General features: G+C 48.9%; 22 protein-coding genes and 1 tRNA gene. 3 read left to right on the forward strand and 20 right to left on the reverse strand.

The features are described from left to right. Positions 1–138: 138 nt before the first annotated feature. Together NE619_RS06170 and NE619_RS06175 are read left to right on the forward strand one after the other, a co-directional pair. Positions 139–2,550, forward strand: coding sequence for an MDR family MFS transporter (locus NE619_RS06170; protein WP_256131508.1), 2,412 nt, complete (start codon positions 139–141; stop codon positions 2,548–2,550). After that, a complete protein-coding gene (locus tag NE619_RS06175) occupies positions 2,540–2,971 on the forward strand; it encodes a MarR family winged helix-turn-helix transcriptional regulator (RefSeq protein WP_256131509.1) in 432 nt (143 codons plus the stop codon). Before NE619_RS06170 ends, NE619_RS06175 begins: the two co-directional genes overlap by 11 nt. Here NE619_RS06175 and NE619_RS06180 read toward each other — a convergent pair. After that, positions 2,968–4,374 (reverse strand): GntR family transcriptional regulator, encoded by a 1,407-nt coding sequence (locus tag NE619_RS06180; RefSeq protein ID WP_256131510.1) that lies wholly within the window; start codon positions 4,372–4,374, stop codon positions 2,968–2,970. The two genes, NE619_RS06175 and NE619_RS06180, sit on opposite strands and share 4 nt — an antisense overlap. A gap of 173 nt (positions 4,375–4,547) precedes the next feature. Next, positions 4,548–5,969, reverse strand: coding sequence for a citrate/2-methylcitrate synthase (locus tag NE619_RS06185; RefSeq protein ID WP_256131511.1), 1,422 nt, complete (start codon positions 5,967–5,969; stop codon positions 4,548–4,550). A gap of 146 nt (positions 5,970–6,115) precedes the next feature. Between NE619_RS06185 and NE619_RS06190 the strand changes: the two genes are divergently transcribed. Continuing rightward, positions 6,116–6,571, forward strand: coding sequence for a MarR family winged helix-turn-helix transcriptional regulator (locus tag NE619_RS06190; RefSeq protein ID WP_256131513.1), 456 nt, complete (start codon positions 6,116–6,118; stop codon positions 6,569–6,571). Positions 6,572–6,691: 120 nt separating this feature from the next. On the opposite strand, the gene NE619_RS06195 is transcribed toward NE619_RS06190, so the two are convergent. The 18 genes from NE619_RS06195 to NE619_RS06280 all read right to left on the reverse strand — a co-directional run bounded on the left by NE619_RS06195 (position 6,692) and on the right by NE619_RS06280 (position 25,280). Then, positions 6,692–7,096 carry a secondary thiamine-phosphate synthase enzyme YjbQ gene (locus NE619_RS06195; RefSeq protein ID WP_256131514.1) on the reverse strand — a complete coding sequence of 135 codons (405 nt, stop codon included), beginning with the start codon at positions 7,094–7,096 and terminating at the stop codon, positions 6,692–6,694. Positions 7,097–7,210: 114 nt separating this feature from the next. Then, on the reverse strand, positions 7,211–8,161 hold the full coding sequence (locus tag NE619_RS18865; protein ID WP_305146590.1) for a BF2992 family fimbrillin-A clan protein: 951 nt from the start codon (positions 8,159–8,161) through the stop codon (positions 7,211–7,213). Between the two features lie 106 nt (positions 8,162–8,267). Further along, the gene (gene sstT / locus NE619_RS06205) at positions 8,268–9,491 is read right to left on the reverse strand and encodes a serine/threonine transporter SstT (RefSeq protein ID WP_256131516.1); all 1,224 of its coding nucleotides are present in this window, start codon (positions 9,489–9,491) and stop codon (positions 8,268–8,270) included. 184 nt (positions 9,492–9,675) lie between these two features. After that, positions 9,676–10,338: a DUF6320 domain-containing protein gene (locus NE619_RS06210; protein WP_256131517.1), complete on the reverse strand. Its 663-nt coding sequence runs from the start codon at positions 10,336–10,338 to the stop codon at positions 9,676–9,678. Further along, positions 10,335–11,588, reverse strand: a complete 1,254-nt coding sequence (locus tag NE619_RS06215) for a hypothetical protein (RefSeq protein WP_256131518.1) — start codon at positions 11,586–11,588, stop codon at positions 10,335–10,337. Before NE619_RS06215 ends, NE619_RS06210 begins: the two co-directional genes overlap by 4 nt. After that, positions 11,578–12,513, reverse strand: a complete 936-nt coding sequence (locus tag NE619_RS06220) for an alpha/beta hydrolase (RefSeq protein ID WP_305146591.1) — start codon at positions 12,511–12,513, stop codon at positions 11,578–11,580. The genes NE619_RS06215 and NE619_RS06220 overlap by 11 nt, the downstream gene beginning before the upstream one ends. Positions 12,514–12,575: 62 nt before the next feature. Continuing rightward, the gene (locus NE619_RS06225; RefSeq protein ID WP_256131519.1) at positions 12,576–12,785 is read right to left on the reverse strand and encodes a cold-shock protein; all 210 of its coding nucleotides are present in this window, start codon (positions 12,783–12,785) and stop codon (positions 12,576–12,578) included. A gap of 254 nt (positions 12,786–13,039) precedes the next feature. Then, positions 13,040–13,801, reverse strand: a complete 762-nt coding sequence (locus NE619_RS06230; RefSeq protein WP_256131520.1) for a TraX family protein — start codon at positions 13,799–13,801, stop codon at positions 13,040–13,042. Positions 13,802–13,889: 88 nt separating this feature from the next. Next, positions 13,890–14,357, reverse strand: a complete 468-nt coding sequence (locus NE619_RS06235) for an HD domain-containing protein (protein ID WP_256131521.1) — start codon at positions 14,355–14,357, stop codon at positions 13,890–13,892. A gap of 16 nt (positions 14,358–14,373) precedes the next feature. Beyond that, a complete protein-coding gene (locus NE619_RS06240) occupies positions 14,374–15,129 on the reverse strand; it encodes a nucleotidyltransferase domain-containing protein (protein WP_256131522.1) in 756 nt (251 codons plus the stop codon). A 793-nt stretch (positions 15,130–15,922) separates the two neighbouring features. After that, a tRNA-Leu gene (locus NE619_RS06245) sits at positions 15,923–16,010 on the reverse strand. A 101-nt stretch (positions 16,011–16,111) separates the two neighbouring features. Beyond that, positions 16,112–18,265 carry a type IA DNA topoisomerase gene (locus NE619_RS06250; RefSeq protein WP_256131523.1) on the reverse strand — a complete coding sequence of 718 codons (2,154 nt, stop codon included), beginning with the start codon at positions 18,263–18,265 and terminating at the stop codon, positions 16,112–16,114. An 81-nt stretch (positions 18,266–18,346) separates the two neighbouring features. Further along, a complete protein-coding gene (locus NE619_RS06255; protein ID WP_256131524.1) occupies positions 18,347–19,396 on the reverse strand; it encodes an FAD:protein FMN transferase in 1,050 nt (349 codons plus the stop codon). Between the two features lie 7 nt (positions 19,397–19,403). Further along, positions 19,404–20,426 (reverse strand): hypothetical protein, encoded by a 1,023-nt coding sequence (locus tag NE619_RS06260; RefSeq protein WP_256131525.1) that lies wholly within the window; start codon positions 20,424–20,426, stop codon positions 19,404–19,406. 48 nt (positions 20,427–20,474) lie between these two features. Further along, positions 20,475–21,377 (reverse strand): UbiA family prenyltransferase, encoded by a 903-nt coding sequence (locus NE619_RS06265; RefSeq protein WP_256131526.1) that lies wholly within the window; start codon positions 21,375–21,377, stop codon positions 20,475–20,477. 4 nt (positions 21,378–21,381) lie between these two features. Then, the gene (locus tag NE619_RS06270) at positions 21,382–22,383 is read right to left on the reverse strand and encodes a polyprenyl synthetase family protein (RefSeq protein ID WP_256131527.1); all 1,002 of its coding nucleotides are present in this window, start codon (positions 22,381–22,383) and stop codon (positions 21,382–21,384) included. Next, a complete protein-coding gene (locus tag NE619_RS06275; RefSeq protein ID WP_256131528.1) occupies positions 22,376–24,370 on the reverse strand; it encodes an NAD(P)/FAD-dependent oxidoreductase in 1,995 nt (664 codons plus the stop codon). The genes NE619_RS06270 and NE619_RS06275 overlap by 8 nt, the downstream gene beginning before the upstream one ends. 34 nt (positions 24,371–24,404) lie before the next feature. Then, positions 24,405–25,280 carry a hypothetical protein gene (locus NE619_RS06280; protein ID WP_256131529.1) on the reverse strand — a complete coding sequence of 292 codons (876 nt, stop codon included), beginning with the start codon at positions 25,278–25,280 and terminating at the stop codon, positions 24,405–24,407. Positions 25,281–25,410: the final 130 nt, after the last annotated feature.

Genomic DNA, 25,410 nt, shown 5'->3' on the forward strand with positions numbered 1-25,410 from the left:
GTCGTTTTTATATTCTTCCTGAAATATATCCAAATTGTCTGACAAAATAGCCTAATTTAGTTGCAAACACAACTAAATTATGTTAGTATATTTAATGGTTGCAAACACAACTAATTTAGTTTTAGGAAGGCTGAAAAAATGAACGAGAAAAAAACGCATTATGGCCTGATTATGGCCGTTTATCTTTTAGGAATTTTTATGGGTGCTCTGGACACCGGGATCGTAACTCCCGCCAGGACGGTCATTCAGAACAACCTGGGCGTCGATGATAACCTGGGTGTCTGGATGATTACCATTTATACGCTGGCCTACGCCGCCAGCATCCCCGTCATGGGCAAGCTCGCGGACCGTGCCGGAAGGAAATACGTCTATCTGGCCAGCATTTTTCTTTTCGGTGTCGGCTCTCTGCTCTGCGGACTTTCGCAGGACACAGGCAGCTTCACTATGCTGCTTATCTCCCGCGCTGTTCAGGCCATCGGCGGCGGCGGTATCGTCCCTGTGGCAACCGCTGAATTCGGCACTACCTTTCCGGCGGAAAAACGCGGAATGGCGCTGGGCATGGTCGGAGGCGTTTACGGGATCGCCAATATCTTCGGTGCCAGCGCCGGAAGCGCCATTCTGGATCTCTTCGGCAGCGATAACTGGCAGTTCATCTTCTACGTGAATGTACCGATCACCGTGTTCATCCTCATCGCAGGCTTTGTCTCTCTTCCCAACACCAAAGAAAAGGCTGTGACGAAAATCGACGGATTTGGAACCGTTCTTCTGGTCATTATGATCCTGAGTCTGATGTACGGCCTGAAGAATATCGACTTTTTCGATTTTGTCAGCACCATCTCCAGCCGCAGCGTATGGCCTTTTGTAGCGGCCTTTGCGCTCATGCTCCCGATCTTTATTCTGGCGGAAAAACGAGCTGAAGATCCGGTTATGAATCTCTCCTACTTTAAAAATAAGGATATCCTCGTTACTCTGATCCTGTCGGTCATGACCGGCGTCATCCTCATGGGCCTGATCTTCGTTCCTCAGCTGTGCGAAAACGCCATGAAAGTGGAATCCGGCAGCGGCGGTTATTTTGTCATTATACTGGGCATTTTCGCCGGCGTCGGCGCTCCCGTTTCCGGCAAAATGATCGACCGCTGGGGAGCAAAGCCGATCCTTGCCATTGGATTTCTTTCCTCTCTGGCAGGCTCCCTGTTTCTGATCTTTGTCATGACCCGCCATCCGGGCTGGGCTACCGTAGTCGTGAGCCTGATTCTCATCGGTCTGGGGATCGGCTTTACCATGGGCACTCCCCTCAACTATATGATGCTGGATCATACTGAGGCGGCAGAATCCAATTCCGCTCTTGCGACTTTATCTCTGGTTCGTTCGCTGGGGACAGTCGTCGCCCCTGCCATCATGGTCGGATTTATCGCCCACGCCGGTATAGGCGTTCAAGATGATCTCATGGCGCTGCTGCCAAAAGAAATCAGCGTGCCCGAGCTTCCCTATGCCGCGGAACTGCAGAAGGAAATGAAAGAACAGGACATCAAGGATATGCCGGACCTCACTGCCATGACCAGCGTCAAGATCGATATGGATGAAGACAGCGACTACGAAATACCCGAAGATATGCTGGAGCTGATGCAGAGCTCTGATGTAACCACCGTCGTAGCCAACACCAAGACCTTTGCCAAAACCATGTTCGGCCAGATGACCCCGGAGATCAAAGCTGAAATTGACCGGGGCATTGACAAAGGTACGGATGGCGTCAAATCCGGCATATCGAAAATGGACGAAAACATTGCTTCCATGGAAAAAGCAGTTGACGGCATGGACCAGGGCATCGCAGGGATGACCACTGCCATCGGCAAGCAAAAAAGTCAGCTGGCAAAGATGAAAAACAGTCTTTCTCAAATGAAGAAGGGCCTTTCCGGCATCAAAGACGGTATCGATTTTCAGAAAATGATGAAGGGACAGCTGAGCGGAGCCCGGGCGGTTCTTTCAAAAATGCCTGCCGTTGAAGGCGCGACTTTGGATCAGCTCCTTCCCGATGCCATGAAACAGCAGTTCGCCCCTCCGGTTACTGCCGAACTGAAAAAAATGACCAGCCTCAGTCAACTGGATAAAAGCATATCCGCCTGTGGAAAAAACATTTCCACTATGAAGAAAAAATCCTCGGACTTAAAGAGTGGAATCCAAAAGCTGGGTACCGGTATCAAAGGGCTCAGCAGCGGCATCAGTCAGACAAAAGCAAAACTACAGGAAACCAAAGCCAGCCGTACAAAATTAAAGCAGGGAATCTCCGGTATCCGCAAAGGGAAAAAGGAAGCGCAGGCAACTCTGAAAAAGATGGACTCCATGAAAGCCGCTGTACCAGGCGCTTTTGAAACAGCGGAGGAAAATTATATAAAGAAAATCGACGCTTCTTCTGATAAAATAGAAAGTACCTTCCAGGAAGCGCTCAACAAAGGATTCCGGCAGATCTACGCTACCGTAGCCGCAGCCTCTGCCATAGGCCTTTTGCTTCTTTTACTTTATCGAGACAGGAGACGAAGAAATGAACGGTAAAATCTACTCGGAAATAGGCCGTCTGATGATGTCCTACGGCAAATACTTTCGCACCTATATGAAAAAGGCTCTGTCCCCGGCAGGGCTCAATATGGCCGGAGCCATGGTTCTGATGCTGCTGTATGAAAAAGACGGCCGGAGTCAGGATCAGCTCCTTGAGGGGGTCCATTATGATAAAAGCGTAATGACCCGCACTATGCAGTCCCTGGAAAAGAACGCTTTTCTGATGCGGCGCAAGAACCCGGATGACGGCAGGTCATGGATCTTTGTTCTCACCCAAAAAGGACGGGATGTGAAGCCTCAGGTGCTGACCGCGCTCCATGAATGGTGCGCCATTGCCTTTGCCGACATCAGCCAGGAGGACATCGAAACATTGCTGCGGCTCATGATCCGGCTTCAGACTAATATCAAAGAGCTTTAATATGTTAGAACCTGTTTTTCATGTTCCAGAAAAGCAACAGCCTGCTTTTCTTCGCTTCTCAGATGGCTTTCCCAGGTAGCGGCGAACGTTTCAATGTCATCTTTCTTCAAAGCTTCCTCCATGCGTGAATTGATTTCAGCGTATTCCGCATGGAGGTTTTTCTTTTTCAGCCGCACAAAGGCCAACGGATAGCCCCAGGCCAGCAAATCTCCGATTTTACTGTAACATTCGCGTACCATATTCAGCGGACATGCTGCTTCAACAAACGCAAAGAGCACTTCAAAGCAAAGAAAGCTCTTTTTCTCCTCACGGATTTGGCAAAACCGCCGCGCCAGCTCTTCGCGTTTTTTCCTGCTTGCGCAGCGCAGGCTTAATGCAGTCACCTGACGAACTGTCATAGCAAGCAACTGCAGACTTTCCAGGTATAGCCTGTACCCCTCTTCCATTCCCGGGGCGGAAAGATTGATCTGTATGGGTTCCATGCTTATCAAAGTACCTTTACCCTGAAAGGATTTGGTTATTCCAGTACCCTCCAAAAGGCTGAGGGTACGGCGCACAGTATTCTGCGAAACTCCATATTTCCGCGCCATCTTAGGAAGAGACGGCAGATAGCTGCCGACGGGGTAGCTTCCGTTCATGATTTCCCTTATAATGCGGGAAGCCAGCGTATAACGAAGCTGCGGCCGCTGACGGTAAATATTCCATTTAAAGGGTATCTGCTCCGGAGGCTCCTCAAAATATTCTCCGTCTGCCTGGTCGATGAAGGCGAACAGAGCCTCTACCGCCTCACCGTATGACTGCGAAAACTCCTCTTTTAGGAAGGTGATGATCTCCTCATGGGACTTTCCGGCAGTTTCATATCGTACACGTTCCTCATCCTTTCCGCCCGCCAGATAGGGAAAGCGGATATAGCGCAGCATTTCCCAATAGAGATTGAGGACCAGACTGTTATTCAAGGTGCTCAGCGTCAGAATATAAAACTCTGCCGGCACCGATATGGCTCCGGGTAAAGGTTCTTCCATCTCACGAAGCAGCGTTTGCCAATCCTCCTCGCTCCATCTGCGCAGCCCCTCCTCCCAAAAAGGTTCAAACAAAATCTGGCCCGACTGGGTCAGATCTATGATTCCCGCTTTTCTGGGAACAAAATATTTGGCTGCGTTTTCCCGCAGCTGACCGGGCTGGGCATGATAAGTTACCTTCGCCGCTTTTCTGGCATCGGTCCGGATATATCCGTTCTTTTGCAGCAAAGACAGCGCCGAACGAACGGTTGCCGGCGCCATGCGAAACATGGCGCAGATCTTGGGGATAGACGGCAGAGAATCGCCACAGGTATAAAAGCCAAAAAGGATTCGCGTCTCATAGTATTCATAAACAAGTTTGTATAATTCGCTGTCAATTTTCATTATTGCACCTCATGTTTATTTTAGCACAAAGCTTTTTTCCCTTCTATAACTATATTGCCGCGTTGTATGGTGTTCCCGGTGGATCAAAAAACTCCGAAAAAAATAGGGGAACTGCGGCATTAGACATTATCTAATACCGCAGTTCCCCTGAAAACCGGTGCTTTGCCGGATACTTATTCCTTTGGATGATCGAAATTCTCTTCCAGTCTGTATTTGGATGGATCACTGCCTTCCAGCTCGATCACGTTTCTGCGGGCAATCGGTTTGTATATGCGGTTTTCACCCACGCTCATATAGGCCGGACGAATAATCTTATCTACGTTAATCAGTTCTTCAATGCGGTGAGCGCTCCACCCCACCACTCTGGCAATGGCGAAAATCGGTGTATAGAGCTCCAGCGGGATGTCCAGCATACGGTAAACAAGGCCGCTGTAAAAGTCCACGTTGGCACTGACCCCTTTATAGATCTTCCGCTTGTCGGCAATGACCTGAGGCGCCAGTTCTTCCACTGCGGAATACATCGCGAATTCCCGCTGGTAGCCCTTGGCCTCCGCAAGGTCCTTCACAAAGCCTTTGAAGATTTCCGCCCGGGGATCGGATACACTGTAAATAGCATGTCCCATACCGTAAATCAATCCCCGCTCGTCAAAAGCCTTTTTATCTACGATATCCTCCAGGTAGCGTCTGATCGCTTCCTTATCTGTCGTATCCTTTACCGTTTCCTCCAGGTCCCGCATCATTTCCACAACCTTGATGTTCGCGCCACCGTGTTTCGGCCCCTTGAGCGAACACAGCGCTGCCGCGATAACCGAATAGGTATCGGAACCTGCAGAAGTTACCACTCTGGTCGTAAAGGTGGAATTGTTTCCGCCTCCGTGCTCCATATGGAGCATCAGGGCAATATCCAGCACGTGAGCCTCAAGCTCCGTGTATTTCATGTCAGGACGCAGCATCCGCAGTATGTTTTCCGCCGTTGACAGCGATGGGTCCGGACGGTGGATGTACATGCTCTCATCCTGCTCGTAATGGTTGTAAGCGTGATAGCCATAGACAGCCAGCATTGGGAATACGCCGATGAGCATCAGACACTGCTGGAGTACATTGTCGATTGACAGGTCCGACGCATTGGGATCATAGGACGAAAGCGTGAGCACGCTTTTGGTCATGATGTTCATAATATCTTTTCCCGGAGCCTTCATGACTACGTCACGGACAAAGTTGGTAGGCAGCCGCCGCATAGTCCCTATCGCTTCCTGAAACTCCGCCAACTCTTCCTCCGTGGGCAACTCGCCGAAGATCAGAAGGTACGCCGTTTCCTCAAAGCCGTATCTCTCCTCGTGAATCGGCCCCTTTACCAGATCTACCACATCGTATCCCCGGTAATAAAGCTTGCCCTTGCATGGTACCTTGTGACCCATATATTCTTTATACGCCTCTATTCGCGATATGGAAGTGAGACCGGTGAGCACCCCAATTCCGTTCTTATCGCGCAGGCCTCTGTTTACATGGTTGTCGTGGAACAGTTCCCCGCTTATAAAGTCATTCTCTCTGCACAGTCTGGAACGGTCTTTCATGTATTCATCAATTTTCTTCATACAAAGCCTACCTCCTTTTTTATATGGACATTATAACATTTATGTAACTTTTGTCAATTATTGATTTTAGTCATCGTTTGACATGTGTTACGGTTTGGTATATACTTAAGGACAGTAATTAGGACTTGAAAGGATTGAATACGATTATGAATCATGCTGAAAAATCGGAGAAAGAACAGATTATTGTGTCCCTGTTGGGGCTCCTTCTTAATTACAATCAGTGTTTCAACAACTTTCTCGATATCCGGCAATACCATCTCACCAAGACACAGCTGATGGTCATAGTAGCGCTCAGCCGCTATCCGGGTATCACCATGAGCGAGCTGTCGGAAAAGATCAGCACTTCCAGAGAGCAGGCCTCAAGGGCCGTATCTCCCCTCGTGCGCAGGCAGCTGATCAGCAGGGATACCAATGCGCTCAACCGGCGTCAGATCAATATGGCGCTGACCGATGACGGCCGCAGATACCTCTCCCACATCAAGGAGAACTATCTGGACCTTTTGGTATCCTCCTTTGATAAACTGACGGATGAGGAATTGCGTACCTTCCTCACCTCTCTGAAAAACATTTCCGAAACTTTGAATAAACTGATGGAAACCTAAAAGGCCCGGCATGGATATTTCTAAATGCCGTCAGGCCTTTTTCTTGTATAAGCATTTTCACACTTTCATCAATTCCCGTATATTTTAAAAGCGATTCCCGCTCCCCGGGTACGGGGTATTTTACCCTTCGATAATCTTCACAAAGAAGGTTCTCCGTCTGGGTCCATCGAACTCGCAGAAATAGAGATCCTGCCAAATGCCAAAAACGATCCTTCCCTGATGGATAATCAGTGTCTGCGAGGGGCCGAACACTGTGGTTTTAATGTGGGCATGGGAGTTCCCCTCCCCATGGCGGTATTCCCTGTCATCCGTAGGAAACGTATTTTCGAACCCGTACAGCATATCGGAAACCACATCGGGATCAGCGTTTTCGTTGATTGTGAATCCGGCGGTGGTATGGGGAGAAAAAATCACAGCGATTCCCTCCTTTACGCCGCTCTTCTTAATATCCGCCTGAACCTCTCCGGTAACCTTTATCATCTGCTGAGGCCGGCCGGTTTCAATTTCATGTTGATAGAAATACATCGTACACTCTCCTTCTCTTCTCTATTATACCAGAAAGCTATAGAATTCTACAAATAGAAAAAGTCCCCTGCGGCCATAAAGATGGTCACATAAGGGACTTTTATCAAACTGCTGCTATCGCTCCAGCCTTACGATGGACAATGTCAGCTGCGTCTCCGTATTGGCAGTATTGGCGTTAAAGGTCAGGGAAAAGTTGGACCTGCCGGTTATTCCGACAATAACCGTTGTCGAACCGCTGGCGGTCTCACGATCGCTCCCTGTTTTCGCATAAATACTGTATTCGGTGTGCGGCGCCCCGTCATAAGAAGGGGTAATCTGCATGAATCCGGCAGTGGTAAGGAGCGAGCTCACCTGAAAGGTTATGTGGTAATAGCCGGGATTCAGGGTTATCGCTGTTTGCGAAGCCGCTGTTATATTTCCGGTGGTATCCGTCACGATCGGGTAAAGGGACATCTGCGTTCCATCCGTATAACGGGCACCATAGTCCGCATAGGAAGCAAACGCCTGGGCAGTAATGCCCGCAGGTCCGGTAGCGCCTGTGGCTCCCGTGGCACCGTTTGCTCCTGCAGCGCCCGTTGGCCCAGTTGGACCTGCAGGGCCGGTTGGGCCGGTCGCTCCGGTCGGGCCTGCTGTTCCCGCAATTCCTACAGGGCCAGTTGCTCCCAAAGGGCCAGCAGGACCCCTGGCACCCGTAGGGCCTGTGGCGCCTGGCAGCCCGGGTTCTCCTGGCAATCCGGCAGGGCCGGTTGCACCCGTGGGACCCGTTGGACCAGTCACGCCTCTCGGACCGGCAGGACCCATCGGGCCTTGCGGTCCCGTTGAGCCAACGGAACCGCTGACCCCTGTCGCGCCATTCTCTCCCCGCTCTCCCGCAGGGCCTCTTTCTCCGCTCGGACCAGTGGGACCTGTTGGGCCGGTTGGACCTATTGGGCCTGTGGCTCCGGAAGGACCGGTCGGACCGGTTGGCCCCACCTCGATGATCGGCGCAGGGCAGTCCGGCTGACAGCACTGACAGGAATCCGCCTCCTGCCGACAGTCGCGACTGTCGATAATACGCTTATCCATAAACAATTTCTCCTTTTCATAGAATACTTTATTTTATGAATAAAACCCCATGGTGTGCGTATCGCCGTGCCATACGCTCCTCCGTTCGCCCTCAGCCAGAAAAAGCTTATAATTTTACAGAGATCGATTTTCCTTCTTTGCGCCAGTTTCTGAACTCAGCCGTAGCTGTAAACAATGCGTCCGACGATGAGTTGAGCGCTGTCTCGCAGGAATCCTGAATAACGCCGATGATAAAACCTACGCCGACTACCTGCATGGCAATGTCATTGGAAATACCAAACAGGCTGCATGCCAGTGGAATCAGAAGCAGTGAACCGCCTGCCACTCCTGATGTTCCGCATGCCGCTACGGACGCTACTACGCTCAGCAGCAAAGCTGTGGGGAAATCTACTGTAACCCCCAGCGTATTTGCCGCAGCCAATGTAAGTACGTTGATTGTAATGGCTGCCCCCGCCATGTTGATGGTAGCTCCCAAAGGAATGGAAACCGAATATTTTTCTTCGTCCAGTCCCAGCTCTTCACACAGAGACATATTAACCGGAATGTTGGCAGCGGAACTTCTTGTGAAGAACGCCATGATGCCGCTGTCCTTGATGCATTTCAAAACCAGTGGATACGGATTTTGACGGATATTCAAGAATACAATAATCGGATTTACGATGAAGGCTACAAAGAGCATGCAGCCCACCAGTACCAGGATGATCCGTCCATAGGAAGCAAACGCCTTGATTCCAGTGGTTGAGATCGTTGTGAACACCAGTCCTAAAATACCGAACGGCGCACAATTGATGACCCAGCGAATCGCTGTGGAAAGCGCGTCTGAAATATTTTCCAGCATATTTTTCGTGTTATCGGACGCAGCCCGCAGAGCCAGTCCAAAGATAACCGCCCAAACCAGCACGCCGATATAATTGGCGTCTACGATGGAACCGATGGGATTGCTCACTGCGTTCATCAGCAGATTTTTCAGAACTTCCGCGATTCCTCCGGGAGCCGTGGCCTCAGCCCCTTCGGCCAGCGTCAATGTTGCCGGGAACAAAAAGCTTGCAAGGACCGCTGTAAAGGATGCCAGCAGCGTACCGATCAGGTAGAGCACGATAATTCGCGTCATATTGCTGCTGTTTCCCTTCTGGTGCCTGCACAGGGAATGAATAACCAAAAAGAACACCAACAAAGGTGCCAGCGCTTTCAGCGCGCCTACGAATAAGTCTCCCAAAATGCCGATTACCGCAGCCTTCGGGATAAGTAAACCTAAGATAATTCCTACTATCAATCCTGCAACGATTCGTTTGACCAGACTGATACTGTTCCATTTTCTGATAATACTCATGTTAAACCTCTTTACTTAACTATGAAAATTTATAATTGCCGTAGCGGACGCGGCGTTTACGACCGCCATATATAAGTTTAACGCAAAGTTAGAAAATGTCAAATAGTTTCGTCAACGGGACTGTCTTTAACCCCCATAACGAAGCACTCTTTACGGAAAAAACAAATCCCATACATCCGGATCACTATAAGTGGAATCTCCTGGTAAGCTCGCGGCGGATTTCGTCCCCCTGGAAAACAATAATGCCAGCCAGAGATATGATGCTGCACGAAATACAGATGATCGAAGGAATCTTCACATCCACGATACCGATCGCATAAAAGACAATGGGAATAAAGCCGAAGATAATATCAATGATCAGGCAGATCAGATACTCGCCTGCGGGAATTTTCATCAGCCTGCCCAGGACTGTCATGGAAATGATCGCTACCGCAAAGGTACAGGGGATGGCAAAATTGATCGACCAGCCGTGCCAATGGGTCACCAGGTCCCAGATCACACTGAAAACGGAAATGAAAATCGCCTGGTATGTAATATTTTTCGGCAGACTGTTTCTCTGATGTACGGCAAAGTACATGCTGATCCAAAGACCCGCGATTCCAATTACCACAAAGAGCGCCCAGTGTCCGCTCTGGGGAAGAAGCAGATTTACGGCGCAGGCCGCGACTGCTGCGACAATCGTTGAAAATATCAGGATTTTGAAAAAATGACGATACTGCCTGTACATTGTACGAACCTCTGGATACAAAGGTCCACCCTCCGCTTCTCCGACCAGCATCCGCTGGCACAGCGGACAGCGCTTCATATCGCCCCGAACCTGCACTTTACATTTTTCACAATACTTCATATATCGTCCTCCTCCCCGGTAAGATTTGTGGTAATCTCCACAGAAGCTCCCGCCGTCGTCAGCATGCGGAAAAAGCTGCGCTCAATGTCCGTACTGATATGGGGATTGGTGCAGCTGAGACTGAGCCGGTCACCAAAGGTGCAGATGCAGATCTGCAGTTTATTGGTGGAAGCGCAGACATCCACGGCGCGGATATATGGCGCCAGCTCCGGCGGCAGCACAATTCTTCCCACATTGGAAATGGTTGCGGTGACGCTCTTCATGTTTTGTTTATAGACACGCCTCAAAACCAGATTTTTTAAAAACAGAGGCGCCAGCTTGGCAAAAAAATTGTTGACCGGCGTACTGTAAGAATCCAATTGCCGCGACAGATAGTCCTCTGTCAATTTTTCATGAAACTCACCCTTGATCGTTTTCACTACATCATCAAATTCTCCGCCGCCCTTATTCCAATCGTAGGAAACCTGAATGGTTCCAAAAAAATTGCGGGCCGAAACCGACGGGAAATAACTGCGCAGGTTAACCGGAACCGACAATACGATCGGACGCTTTTTTTCTCTTCTTGAAACGTTTTCGCCAATGGCGCAGATCAGACACGCCGCCAGAAATACGGTCACGGTTGCATGATGCTCTTTGGCCATAGCCCGGATGGCCTCGGTAGAGGTCACGCCGATGATATTGCGCAGGATCGATTCCCCGTAACGCATACCCTGAATCCGGCACGCTCCCTCCGATTTGTCCCGTTTTTGCTTTTCCCCTGAATAGTAGCGTTTGTAGCTGTCGTCCCGGCTCTGGGTGTAGGAAGCATCCAGATCTGACTCCGGTTCGGCAAGATCATAGGCAATACAAAGATATTTGGTCACCAGAACCTTCAAAAACTCCATGGCGCTGGTTCCATCTGACAGCACGTGATAGACCTCCAGATTGATCCTGTTTCGAAAATAAGTCACTTCAAACAGAAGCTTTCTTGTATTGGCACAGCCCAGGTCCCGGCAAAGCTTTTGGGTCTCAGGCAGCACAACCGGCCGGATCTGGCTTTCCTCCAGGTAGTGCCAGAAAAATCCCCGTTTAAGCACCACCTGGTAGGTGGGAAACAGATCCAGGGTTTGCTCCAGCGCCGTCTGCAGGCACTCTTCTTTTACCGGCTCATTCAGCTCACAGGAAAACCGGAAAACCTGCGTTTCCGTCTTATGGACGCCGGCCGGAAAAATCTTGGCCGCATTGTCCAGGGAAGTCCAGTTATTCCGCATAGCACGCTCCTCCTCTCAGAAAATCGTCTACCAGCCGATAGGTCTTCTGTACATGGACAAACCGCTGGGGCAGTGTGAAAAATCCGTGAAGCGCATCTTTCATCCTGTGAAGCATAACCGGATTTCCCTGAAGGGCCAGCTTCTTTCCGTAAGCTTCTCCCTCGTCGCGAAGCGGGTCGTATTCGGCGGTTACGATCAGCGTTTCCGGCTGCCTGGAAAGATCCTCTGCCAGCAGAGGCGCAAAATATGGATTTTCCAGATCTTCTTTATTGGAGATATATAAATCGATATAATCACGAATGCGCTTTGAGGTGAGAAGATAATCTTTTCCAAACTCACGGACAGAAGCAAACTGCGAATCATCGCTGTGGTCGTTTCCGGCCGCCGGATACAGAAGAATCTGCCGCTTTACCTGAAAATCCCCTCTGTCTCTGGCCATCAGGCTGACGCAGGCCGCCAGATTTCCTCCCGCGCTGTCGCCCATGAGAACGATCTGCTCCGGGTGCAATTGAAATTCGCCGCTGTTCTGATAGATGGTAAGGGCCGCCTGGTAACAGTCGTTGAGCCCGCAGGGAAAGGGGTACTCCGGCGCCAGGCGGTAGTCAACCGACAAAACCCGCCGGCCCGTATTGTTAGCAAGAGAAGCGCATGGCTTGGTATAGGAATCGATGTTTCCGGTAACCCAGCCGCCGCCGTGGAAAAAGAGAAACACTTCTTCCGAACGTTTTTCTTTTGGTTCAAAGATCCGCACCGGTATATCCGCCTCGTCCAGGCTGATTTTATAATCGCTCACTTCGTAGATTCGTTTCACCGGTGTGACGATTGTATTGTTCACCGCCCGGTAAAGCTTGTAATTCTTTTTTAAGTCTGGTTCTGAATAGGTCAACGCTTTCAGCGCCGCTCTCATCCACTTATTAATTGCCAAATTTTCTCCTCCTAGCAAAAAAGCTGCTTTCTAAAAAGAAAGCAGCTCTCTGATTTGAAAAACTATGCCGCGCAAACGTTAGCAGCTCTAAACTTGTTGCGCTGCGGGTCCTGTTCGATATCGAACGTAACCTGCTGTCCTTCTCTCAGTGTTTTGAATCCCTCTCCCGTGATTGCGGAAAAATGTACGAATAAATCTTCGCCGCCCTCATTGTTTGTGATGAATCCGAATCCTTTGTCCTCATTAAACCATTTTACTGTACCTGTATGCATAGTGGTACCTCCTATTTTTTATTATATCGCATAGATCTCATATAATAAAATATAGTTCCAAGGCATTTGAATAGAAAAACCTCGAAACTATACGTTAATCACTGTTATCCATTTAATACTCTCTTAATATACCACGGATTCCCCATAAATGCAAGCATTAATTTAAAAAATTCGCAATTTCTATTCCTAACCGCAGCCCGAACCTCGCTCCACCGCTGTGGCAAATTCCACACTGCAGGCCGTTTCTTCTTATATTATGCGCAAAGATGGCCGAGAATCATCAGTATCCACAGGTGGACCGGATATATAATATAAAACAGATTCTTGGCAAAGCGGCTGCTGTTTCCCCTGGTTCCATCGTACAGCATCATAAATGGAACCGCTGTAAACATCATGAATTGATTATCAAAGGTCAGGTAATCGTAGAGGCTGGTATAAATGCCTGTCATGCTGCTGTAGCTGTAAATCGCTTTCACCAAAAGCAGGCCGCAGAAAAGAAGGATCAGCCCATACTGCAAGCGCGCTCTGTTCCTGCACAGATACATAATCAAAGCTATTGGAAGCAAGTAAATTCCGCCTTCGCACATTAAGGACGCCAGCATCAATGCCAATGCCGACACGCCCTTGAGCACCCGGAGCTTTTTTGTCCGCCGTATGGAATCCAGCAGCCAGATAATAGAAAACAGCACTGCCAAGGTCAGAAAAATATTGTTTCCTTCTATCAATGACAGAAAAGTGATTTTTCCGGTCATTGGATCGGTATTGTGGGTCAAAAAGTTGATGACCGTATTACCGGCCAGCATGACAGCCGCTCCTGCGTACAGGCGAATCAGATATTTCTTTCTGCTGCGGGTGTAGAAAAAGCCTTCTATCATTAGATATACGAAGATTGGCGCCACAAAGCGGGTCAAAAGCTCGACCCAGGAAGGCAGCAGGCCGTAAAAGGTTTTATTGACGTGATCCAGGATCATAAACGCCAGCGCGATCAGTTTGATTTGAAATCCATTTAGTTTCATATTGTGTTCTCCTCTATTTCTCAGTAAATTTCTTTCTCAATTATACGGATTTTGCCAAGAAATAAAATCGAATCACCTTGCAGAAACCTTACAGTTTTGTCACGTCCTCTTCCGTCAGAACTCCGTAAGCCTCTCTATACTTTTCCTTTCTCTTCCGGTCCTTTTCCTTAATGGTTTCCAGCCGGCCCAGATCCATATTATGTCTCAGATCAGCCTTTTTGACCGCTGCGCATATGGGATTGTCCTTGAGGCTATGTATGTATTCTATATAGGGAATCTGCGGATCGTGGGTCAGCAGCACCAGAGCTTCCTGAACCTGCTTTGAAATTCCCAGATTTCTAATATCCTCTAAAGTGCGGTCCGTATCTTCCAGCACGTCGTGAAGCAGCGCTGTGAGGATATAATCTCTGTCTTCTCCCACAGAAGACGCCACATGCATAGGATGAAATACGTATGGGACTCCCGCCTTGTCCTTCTGCCCTTTATGGGCTTCGAAAATAAAACAAACTACCTTTTGAATCATTTTGTCTTTATACATTTGCCGAACAATGTCCATCTTAGAAAACTCCTTTCTATACATCCAACAGGTCGAGGAAAAATCTATTCAGCCCACCCCAGTCTCTGTTTTCATCATCCGTTAAGGATGTCAGCTGCTCCTCGATCCTTCTTAACTGCTCTTCGATATATGTGTTCAGCTCCCCGATACTAGCCGAGGTTCCCATTTCAGGCGTATTCTTTTTTTGTTCCAACAAACGCTCTACTGCCGGAATCAAATACGGCTCCAGCTGTGTCTCCACCAGCTGATCAAAGGGTACAGGCGGCGTAGTTTTCTGATCCAAGGCCCAGCGGGCCGCCAAAATAGGCCGCAGCACATAGAAATATTTTTTCAGGTGTACCTGCTGTCCTTTTAAATAGTTTTGGTAGTTGGCCCTGGCCATATTATAATAATGGTGCGTCGTCTTTTTTACGGAAAAACAGTCGTTTGCCAGCTCTTTAAATCTTAAAAAGGCTTCGCTGCTGCGGTAAAGGATCGGGGATGCGCACCATTCAAAAATCGTAGGGTTGGATTTCATCAAAAGGCGCAGTGCTTTCTGCACATCCCATCCGTTGATGTCCAGCGTCTGGTCCAGCTGCCACTCAATCACATCCCTCTGGCCTTCCAGCTTCAGGTAATCTTCCCGCAGCCTCACATAGATGAAACGAACGTCATAATCGCTGTCCGGAGAAGCAAATCCCCATGCCCTGCTCCCCGCTTCCGCAGCCATAAGGATTGTTACCTTTTCCTTTTTTTCAATTTCTTTCAGTTTTTCTTCTATTACCTGCCTCATGCCGCCTTACTCCTTCTTTTTTCTTTGGCCCTCCATTGAAAATCAAAATATTGAATCTTTGTTTTTTACACACTTTTTTGGACTTGACTGTCGTATAATTTGCAAGCTGCTCACCAAAAGGGCAGTCCCGGTAACCTATGCTGATTTTTTCGAAAAGTTACGCATTTTTCAATGATCCTGCGGCCTTCAGAACGACTAGTAGCACAAATTTTCACTTTTTACGATTTCGAGCACCCGCAAACCCACAACTTTGCGTAACTTTTCATGATTTTTTTGAAAAGTTACCGCCGCTCGCAAATTATAACTTACGAGCCAGGTCGAGTAAGCTTCACGTATATTCAACCTCTCGGCGAAGCCGGCCCAATCAGCGTTTGGAAGGCCGCAGCTTTTTTAGCAATATACATATTTCTTCAACAACGGATTCATTTCTCCTTGGTTGTAGAAGTATTTCCAAGGTTTGGGGCCTCCCCTTCCGTCTAAAACCACATATTAATTGAGTTTCTGCGTTTACATGTTCTGTATCCTTGAAAAAAGCTCAACAAAAACTCGTTTTTTAGCTGCGTGTTGATGAAAATAATAATTTGCCTTTTTGAGGCGGTCTTTCATATGAGCCGATTCTTGCCGCGCAGCGAGGTGGCCCTGGGTTCTCTGCAAGGTGACCCGGCGGGCCAACGGACTCACATCTGCACCTTTTCAGGTTCGAATCCTCTTATCCGTAAAATGGAACCCTGCGTCGAACCCGGGGTTTTCTTTTATATGAAAAAATAACGCCCTACATGGGCGTTATCAAAATTGGTGCGGATAAGAGGATTCGAACCTCCACGAAAACAATATTCACACGGACCTGAACCGTGCGCGTCTGCCAGTTCCGCCATATCCGCATATGTTCTTCACTGACTTGATTCAGCTTTTCTATAATAAATCAAATCAGTGAATTTGTCAATCGGAAAGCTGCACTTTTTTCTAAAAATCCGCAATTTTTTCAGTCGATAAATTCCAGTTTCCAGCTATAGTAACCTTTTTGAGGATCTTTTTCGTAATGGAGGTAAGCGCTGAATTTATTGCCCTTTTTGCTTTTCAGCCCGTGAAAGCCCACTCTTCCGTTCTGCAGCAGCAATTTTACCATCTCCGGAGAAACCTTTTTACCCAGAGACTCGATATATTTGTCGTCCTTCCATATGGTGTAGCGGCAGCCGTTTTTCCAGTTGCTGCAGCCGTAGGCTTTCTCCGATTCAATGACCGGATTGCCGCATTCCGGGCACATGCCCAGCACCTCCACCGATTCGGGAAGGCTCACTTTGGAAGCAAAGACTTTATCCTCCTTGATAGCCTCCACAGACCTGGCGGTAAAATCTTTGATCATATCCAGAAAATCCTTTTTCTGAAATTTATTCTTTTCGATATCGGAAAGGGTCTTTTCCAGCCGCCCGGTGTATTCCAAATCGAACAAGTCTTTAACGGGAAAGGTTTCCACCATCATCCTCCCCAGCTGGGTGCAGATCAGCGACTTGCCTTTGGTCGTTATGTAGCCCACGTCTTTCAGCTTACGGATGGTCTCGGCCCGGGTGGCCGGCGTGCCGATGCTGAAACCGCTGAGAATCGCCATCATCATTTCCTCGGAGTCTTCCTCTTCAAAGCTCTTGCCGCAGGTCTCCATGACCCGCAGCAAAGTCTTTTCCGTATGATGCTTGGGCGGTTTTCGCACCACTTCTTTCACCGCCAGCTCCCCTGCGGTCAGCAGTTCGCCTTTTTCAAGGGGCGGCATCATTACTTCCTTCGTGGAAACGGATTCCGCTTTTTTCCATCCTTCTACCAGCTGAACCTTGCCCTTGGCAACGAAAACGCCCGGCAATTGCCCATTCTCATCTTTGATAACCAGCCGGGTCTCTTCGCTTTCCGATATGGGCAGAAACTGAGCTAAAAACCGGTTTCTCACCGCATCGTATACGATCTGCTCATCCGGTGTCAGGTTTTTAGGCACGACATAAGTGGGTATGATCGCCGAATGGCTCTCCACCTTTTTACTGTCAAAGATACGTTTGGACTCGCTGAATTTGATCTCATCCTCATAGGGCATCCCCCGCTTAACCGTTTCCAGAACCTTGGCGGCTTTCTCCTTCAGACTTTCATCCAGCACGCTGCTGGCGGTTCTGGGATAGGTGATGATCTTTTTTTCATAGAGATCCTGCGCTGTTTTCAGGACCTTTTCCGAAGTCCAGCCCTTGAATTTGCTGGTGATATGACCCTGCAGGTTGGAAAGATTAAAAAGATACGGCGCGTACTCCTTTTTCTGCTCCACTTCCTTCTCTGTGATAAGACCTTTCTTACCCTGCATCTGCGAAAGAATTTCTTCCAGATAGTTCTGGTCTTCAAACTTTTCGCTGTCCTTTTCCATGTAAAGAGCTTCGATCTCCTCCCCTTCATCTGTCTTAAAGGGAGCGATCAGCTTATAATATTTGGATTTTTTAAAGCTTTCGATCTCTTTATCACGATCGTAGATGATTTTCAGAGTCGGCAGCAAGACTCTGCCGATGTTCAAAACCTTGTCATTGTTGGAATTACGATATTTGACCGTAGCAACAGAAGTCAGATTGATCCCGATAAGCCAGTCCGCCAGCTGCCGGCCGAATCCGGCGTCCTGCATGGGTTTTAAGTCGCTGTTGGGGCGCAACCTGGAAAGACCCGCCAGTACCTCATCCTTCGTCCACTCGTTGAGCAGCAGGCGCTCCACCCGCTTCTCTGTTTCCGTATAGAGAAAGATTTCGTCAGCGATGATCTGCCCCTCCCGGTCGTAGTCAGTAGCGGAGACCACACCCTCGACATCTTCCCTCTCCATCAGGGATTTGATGATTCCAATCTGTTTTTCCGCACCTTCATCCACCTTGTTTTTATCACGGGAATCGGTCTTGATCTTATAGCGAAAGTCCTCCGGAATAAAAGGAAAGTTTTCCATACGCCAGCTCTTTCGGCTCTCATCGTAATCCTTCACATCATAAAGCTGGAGAAGATGGCCAAACACCCAAGTGATGACATACTCTTCTCCCTCCATATATCCGTCCCTGCGGCCCCTGATTCCCAGGGCGTCGGCAATATTTCTCGCTACCGATGGTTTTTCTGCGATGATCAGTTTTTTCAAAACCCGATGTGTTCCCCTTTCCTGTTTGTTCTGCATAGATGCTATTTTAACACGAAAGCGGCAGGAAAGTCGAGTCTGATTTCATTCAAACTCTTTTGTCCCGCGCAGAGATCCATCCTTCATAACGTACAGCGCGCCGGCTCCTTTGATGGATTCGATCAGAGACCTGCTCTTTTCATAATCCAGGAGAAAGGCCGCTGTGGACAGGGCGTCCGCAAGCCCGGAATCCTGGCAGTGTACGGTGACCGCCCGGTAATGCTGCGCCGGCATCAGGGTCTTGGGATCAATAATATGGTTATACCGCTTCCCATCAACCATATAATAGCGCTGATAATCGCCGCTGGTAACCAGAGAACTGTCGGCAATGGAGAGGTCCCGCAGCATTTTTCCGCTGTCATCGGGATTCTGAATTCCCACCTTCCAAGGCTCCGATTTGCCGTCTTTATAGCCGATGGCCCGCACATTGCCTCCCACGCTCAAAAGCAGAGCGTCCGCCTGCTTCTCTCTTCGCACGTCCCGGCTTACAGCCTCCACGGCAAAGCCCTTTGCCACTGCTCCCACATCCAGGCTCATCTGCGGGTCTTTCAGGAAAACAGTTGATTTCTGCCTGTCGATAATCAGGTCTTCAATATTCGTATGCTTTGCCGCTTCTCTGAGCGCTTCCATGGGCGGCAGCTGGGCACGAGCGGGATCATCCGTTCCCGATTCCCGATACTCATGCCAAATGGAGAGCACGCTGCCGAAAGCCACATTGACATTGCCGTTGGTCATTTGGTAGACCTGCCGGGAAAACTCCAAAAGATCCAGGATCTTTTCATCTACCTTCACCGGAGCCTTCCCTGCATGATCATTGATACTTTTTATATTGGATACCCCTGTATAATCGTGATAAATATCAAAGAGCTGATGATACCGTTTCAATTCCTTATGAATGAAATCCGTTTGATCCCGGAACTGCTTTTCGCTTTTGGAATAACCAACGATCTTTGTCATCGTATCGAAAACATCGATGAACTCTGCTTCATATCGTTCCGTTTTTTCCTTTTTTACAAACCAGACCGCCGCTCCCAGGATCAGCACAGCCGCAAGCAGCAGGGACAAACGTCCCCGCCGCTTTTTCAATGCGTTCATATTAGTTTTACCTCGCCATGTTAAAAGCTTTTGTAATACATCCGTTGAAGTCTCCTACGGAGATCGTTACTGAAGAAGCCAGCTCCGGATCAGCAGGCGAACCTTCTTTGTTCACTGCTACATCCGTTATTTCCTTTTCTGTTTTTCCCAGTACATAATCACTGTACGCTGCTGACTGTTCATACCATTCTTTTCCGATTCCGGATTTTGCTTTCATGCCGTAGTCGTCACCCATTCCGGCTTTTGTCTTCTGCGGAGCCGTCAGGTCTGAGGTGAACTTGCCCTGGCTGTTAAAGTTCAGGTTGCTCTGCGATCCGTCAATAACACAGCTTGTTACCTGTCCGTCACCGTTAAAGGAGGCCAGTGCATAGGAAGAGTTCGCCTGAGCCAGGCCGTCTTCTGCTCCCGCGTCCTTAGATTTGTCGATCCTGGTTACGATTCCCAGACCCAGGGTATCTCCCTTTTTCGCTCCCCGGTCCTTTGCGTCTGACACTGCCTTATCGAGACCTTCGATAAACCCGCCGATCTTGATTGTGACGGATGATGCCAGTTCTTCATCTTTCGGCGCTGTCTTTTCATCTACACTGATTCCCTTTACTTCATCCAGTGTTTTCCCCTGAACGTAGTCACAGAAAGCAGTGATCTGATCCTTCCAGTCCTTTCCCAGTGAAGATGCTTTGTGCAGACCATAGTCGTCTCCCAGTTCATATTTCGTAGGAACCGGCTTGTCCAGCGGAGTCAGCAGCTTCCCTTCTTTGGAGAAGTTGATCTTTGTCTGAGCCGAATCAATTACACATTTTACAATCACGCCATCGCTGTCCACCAATACGCCGAAAGCCGTGGAATCGGTCTGGGCCAGGCCGTCTTCCTTCCCCGCGTCCTTAGAATTTTCCACGGATGAAGTTACGGCAAATCCGGTTTTAAGCGTATCGCCATCGCTGCTTTTCTTCGAATCCTCCGAACTGCTTCCGCAGGCTGTGATAAATACCATTGACAGCACCAGGGCTGCCGCTAACAAAACTCGTTTCATGTCATCCTCCTTATTTCCTCCAACTTTTGATACTAACCTTTTAATCTATTAAAGCAATCCGCAGATAAAAATGAGCCCCGCGTCCGCGCTCATGATGAGGATATAGTTTTTGATGGAGCACAGGAAAGTCGTTTCTTTGTTCTGCGTTTTACGAAAGACCCGAATATTCTTCACCACCGGAATCAGCGTTATAAAAAACAGCAGGCACAGCGGCGGCAGAATTCCAATTATAATCATTACCAGGTGGACTGCGTAGACCGCGTAGTAAGTTGCGGAAAACAACAGCAGCGCCCGCTTTTTTCCCAAATAATACGCCAGTGTGTAGCGCTTTACGAGGACATCCCTCTCCACATCGCAGATATTATTAGCCAGCATAATGTTGGCCGTAGCGCAGGCCGGCGCCGCGGACAGCAGTAAAAGCCCGATAAGCGGCATGATATGCAGCGTAATAACCAGCTCTCCCGAAGACAGCGCCAGTTTCAGAAAGGTTCCTTCCGGCATATTGATATAGAGCAACAAAAAGGGAATGAGCAACCCATAAAATATACCGGAAAGAGCCTCTCCCAGGGGCAGGCGGGATATTGGAACCGGCCCCCAGGTATATAAGATTCCGCCCAGAAAGCACAGCCCTCCTGTAAGAAGCACTACGATATCTGTCAGATACGCCAGAAAAATTCCACAGGCCGTACTGACACATAGGAGGATCATAAGCGCTGCGAAAGCCGGTTTTCTGGGCAGAGTAAGCTCCTGATCGTTTGTCTTTGTATCAATGTAATTGTTGATCGCTGTTGTCGTCAGATCGAAGAGAAACATCCCCGCGAAGAACAGCAGCGTCAATTTCCAATGGATTTGCTGATCTCTATAGTACAGGAAGGCCAGTCCCATCAAAAATGCGAACAAACTTGTAATCTTGGTGGTAATCTCCACATATTTGAAAAACCTTCCGAGCACGTTTCTACCCTTCCTTCCCTAAAATTCCGTAATAGGACTGATTTACAAGCTGCAGGATATACCGTCTTTTTTCTTCCGTAATATCCAGTTCCGCAAGAAGATTTCGCGCTTTGCGATAATAAAGCTCACAGATTCCACGGGTGTATTCCACCCCCTGGCACTGTTTCACCAGTTCCTGAATTTCCTCTTTGGCAGGAGGTTTCTTGTTTATCTGCTGTTTAACCTGCGGGTAATGTTTTAACGCGTACACAAGCGGCAAAGTGAAAACTCCCTGCTCGTAATCGGAACGGACCGGTTTTTTTATTTTGCTCTCGTCTGAAACATAGTCCAGACAGTCATCGGTCAGCTGAAAAATCATTCCCGTGTACCTGCCCAGCCTCGCGTATTTTGCGGACTGACTCTCCGTTTGGTCAGAGAGAATGGCTCCGGCCCGAAAGGCCCCTTCAAACAGAGCCGCGGTCTTTCCTCTGGCTATCCTTAAACAGGTCCCGGGGGAAATGTCCGCGTTCCAGCCGTTTTCCTGCTGCAGAAGTTCCCCGCCGCACAGGCGGCTGATATAGTCCGGGAAGGAAAGACCAATGTATGTTTCCCGTTCAGTGACCTGGGAAAAGCATTTCATCGCCATGCACAGCAGATAATCCCCGCAGATGACAGCGGATCTTTTGCCGAATTTTTTCTGTACCGTAGGGATGCCCCTTCTGACAGAGGCATTATCTATGACGTCATCATGCACCAATGTCGCTAAATGCAGAAGTTCGATCCCTACTGATACGCGTACCGCATTTTCACTTATCCGGTTCTCTCTGTCCATGGCACAGGCCAAAAGCCCGCGGCTGCGAAGCATCTTTCCCTGGGACAGAGCCAGGTGCCGGGTATAGACTCGCACCATCGGAGGTGTGTTTTTCAGTAAATGTGAAAGCTGATGTTTTACCCTCTCAAGCGCCGTGTCGAACTTATGGGAAACAGTAGCGGGCTCTTGATTTTGCGCTGTTTTCTTCTCAGTCATTGTACCAGTACCACTTTCTCACAAATTTAACTCGTTTCCATTTCTTTTTCAGCCATGGCATTACATAATAATCCAATCCGAAAGTATGTCCGCCTCCAATCAGTACAGCGATCGCTGCGAAAACCATCCACACAGTTCCCATGTACAGTCCTGTGGTAGCGACGAACATGAACTGCAGGATCAAAGACGCTCCGGCAGAGAGGAAGGTTAATAGTCCACCGATCAGCGCCAGCCCAATGAGAATTTCCGCAATAACGATCGCCGACTGCATGAAAACCTGCATAGAATCGCTCGAAAGAACAAACCGATCCAGCATGTCATTCATCAGCGGAATATTCAACTTCACTGCGTAATCTGAAATCTCAGCGCTGTGAAGGTCCGCGCCTGAAACGAAGTACAGCTGAAACCAACCGAAAAAATCCCAATTGATCAAAGCCGTTCCGGCAGACACCGCCGTTTCCGCCGCAGCGCCGGTCGCTGATGACACGGCATCCGCCGCGGCTCCGGTAGCGGCTGTCTGCGCATCTGCCGCGCCGCCGGAAACACCGTTTAAAATACTGTCATACCAGGCCGAAGCGCCGCCGAAAAAGGCAACCAGCTTCGGCTCGGCAAGCCAGCCCTCTACGATTTTCATAATGCCCTCAAAGACCCAGGCCATTCCCAGAAAAACGCGGAGGGGAACCAAAAGAAAACTTGGTGTCACATTGGAGAAATGTCCCCCAAGGAAGCTCCTGTGATGACGGATGGTAAAAAATTCATGCTTTACATAGCTGAAAATTTTATTCCATCCCAAAACCTGTATAAAATAAATAATATTGATAAAGTGCTTTACAAACATGGCCAGAAAGGAGGCCAGGCTTATCATATGCTTTGGTGTGCCTACCCGGGCAACGCCGTATCGCCCTCCGACACAGACCATGACACCGTGAAAGGACGGCTCGTATACGGACAGCTCCGTCTGCTCATCGGAAAGAGATGCCGCGACGTTCTTTGCGGCTGTCTTTGCGCTCTGTTCACAGTTCTCAACCATCTGCGGAACCGGTTTTTCTTCACCGTCAGCAATATAAAACAGGTTATCTCCTACAATAAAGACATCCTCTCTGCCGTCCGCCCGCAGATACGGGTCCGCTTCCAATCTGCCTCTCCCCTTTGATTTCAGAACCTTCGCCGCCTTGCCCGCAATATCCGCGCTTTCAATGCCCGCAGTCCAGATAACGGTTCCTGCCCTGCGGCGTTCTGTATTTTCTCCGCATTTCAGGTCAATGTAATCCGGGCCGACTTCCATGACCCCTACACCTAATTCCACGGTCACATTCATCTTTTCCAGACGACGCCGTACCTTGTCGGATATTTTTTCCGGCAGTATGTTCACAGTCCGCGGCAGCTGGTCCACATCATGGACATGGACCAGATCAGGCTCGATTTCATACTTCTGGCAGAGAATCGGCACGTATTCCGCCAGTTCTCCTGCCATTTCCACGCCAGTGAATCCCGCACCCACAACATAGAAGGTAAGCAGCCTCTTTTTCTCGCTCAGATTTCTTTCTCCGGCTGCCTGTCGGAACCGTCTGTCTATGTGTTCTTTAAGGCGGATCGCGTCTTCATAGGACCAGAGACCGAAGGCGTTTTCCGCCGCCCCTTTGACGCCGAAATAAGTGGGTTTTGACCCTGATGCGATTACCAGTCTGTCGTAGTCGTAGCTGCGGTTCTCACAGATAACGGTTTTTTTATCAAAGTCGATCTCTTTTGCAGTATCAAGTGTTACCTTTACTTTTCTTCCGGCAAAAACTTTGTCCAGACTGATTCTGATACTGTCCTCCTCCACCCTGCCCGCCGCTACCTCATGAAGCTCGGTCAGCATGGTATGGTAAGGATTCTTATCAATGATGCGGATTTCCGTATCATCATCTTTTTTGTACAGTTTCGCCAGTTTTTTGGCTGTAAGTACGCCGCCGTATCCGGCACCGATAATAACAATTTTCTTCATTTAAAACACCCCTGTAAGTTCTTCTCTGTTTTCCTTATCGGTCCTCCGGCCCATCGGCCAAAGCCCGGCAAATCGCAGAAATCAATTTATTGGTGCGTAAGGTAGGGCCTGTAACCGCATCCTTGTCCTCTATGACCGCAGGCGGCTCATAAAGCTCCGTCAGAGCCTGTACGGACTTACCCTCCAGATAGGCCGCGGCTTCTTTGTATTGATCGGCGATCTCTCTGGCGGCAGAAGACTCTTCCTCTTTCAAGTAATCCAGTCCTCCATAATTGAGCGCTTTATATTTTACAGAAACGAATTTCCGATCCTTTATTTTCACTTCTACCGCGATCTGTTCCACCCCTCCGTCATCGTAAGCGCCCCGGTAGATTCCGTCTTTCAAATCATCGGGAAAGCTCACTGCCTCTGACCGGGCCGGCCGGAACACGTTTCTCTGCAGACCGTCTTCAACGGCACGTTCCAGCTTATCTGTATTGAGCGTAGCTCCCGTGACCGCATCCATATCGCTGACAATGCTCTTGGACTCCGCCAGGTCCGATACCGCATCTACGTTTTTTCCTATGAGGTATTTTCCGGCCTGCGTGTACTGTCCGGCCACCTGCTTTTGCAAGTCGGTGGCATCGGATGCCAGGTAATCTCCGTCTTTATACTTTAGGCTGCGAAAGGTCAGTCTTTGAAAGATATCATTCTCCAATTCAAACTGAACCGATAATTCCTCTTCATCCCCATATTTATAGAAGCCTCTGTAAACTCCGTCCGCATACTGTTGAAAGGACTCTGCGCTTTCAGAATTCTTCAATGTTTCACTATCCGAAGGCGCATCGACCGGCGGTACAAAATAGGCACACCCGCAGGCACCGGCCATTACACCGGAAAGCAGCACTGCTATTGCGATCAAACGTTTCATGTTCCCTCTCTTTGTCAAAATATTCTTTATTGTTTATATATTATCACCATTCTGTGTCTTTTTTGTGGCATTTCGTACCCGCCACTTTTTTTGTGATATAATAGGGCAAACATAGATGCCTCATCGCTCC

The organism is Anaerovorax odorimutans, from assembly GCF_024459955.1.
GTDB lineage: Bacteria > Bacillota > Clostridia > Peptostreptococcales > Anaerovoracaceae > Hominibacterium > Hominibacterium odorimutans_A.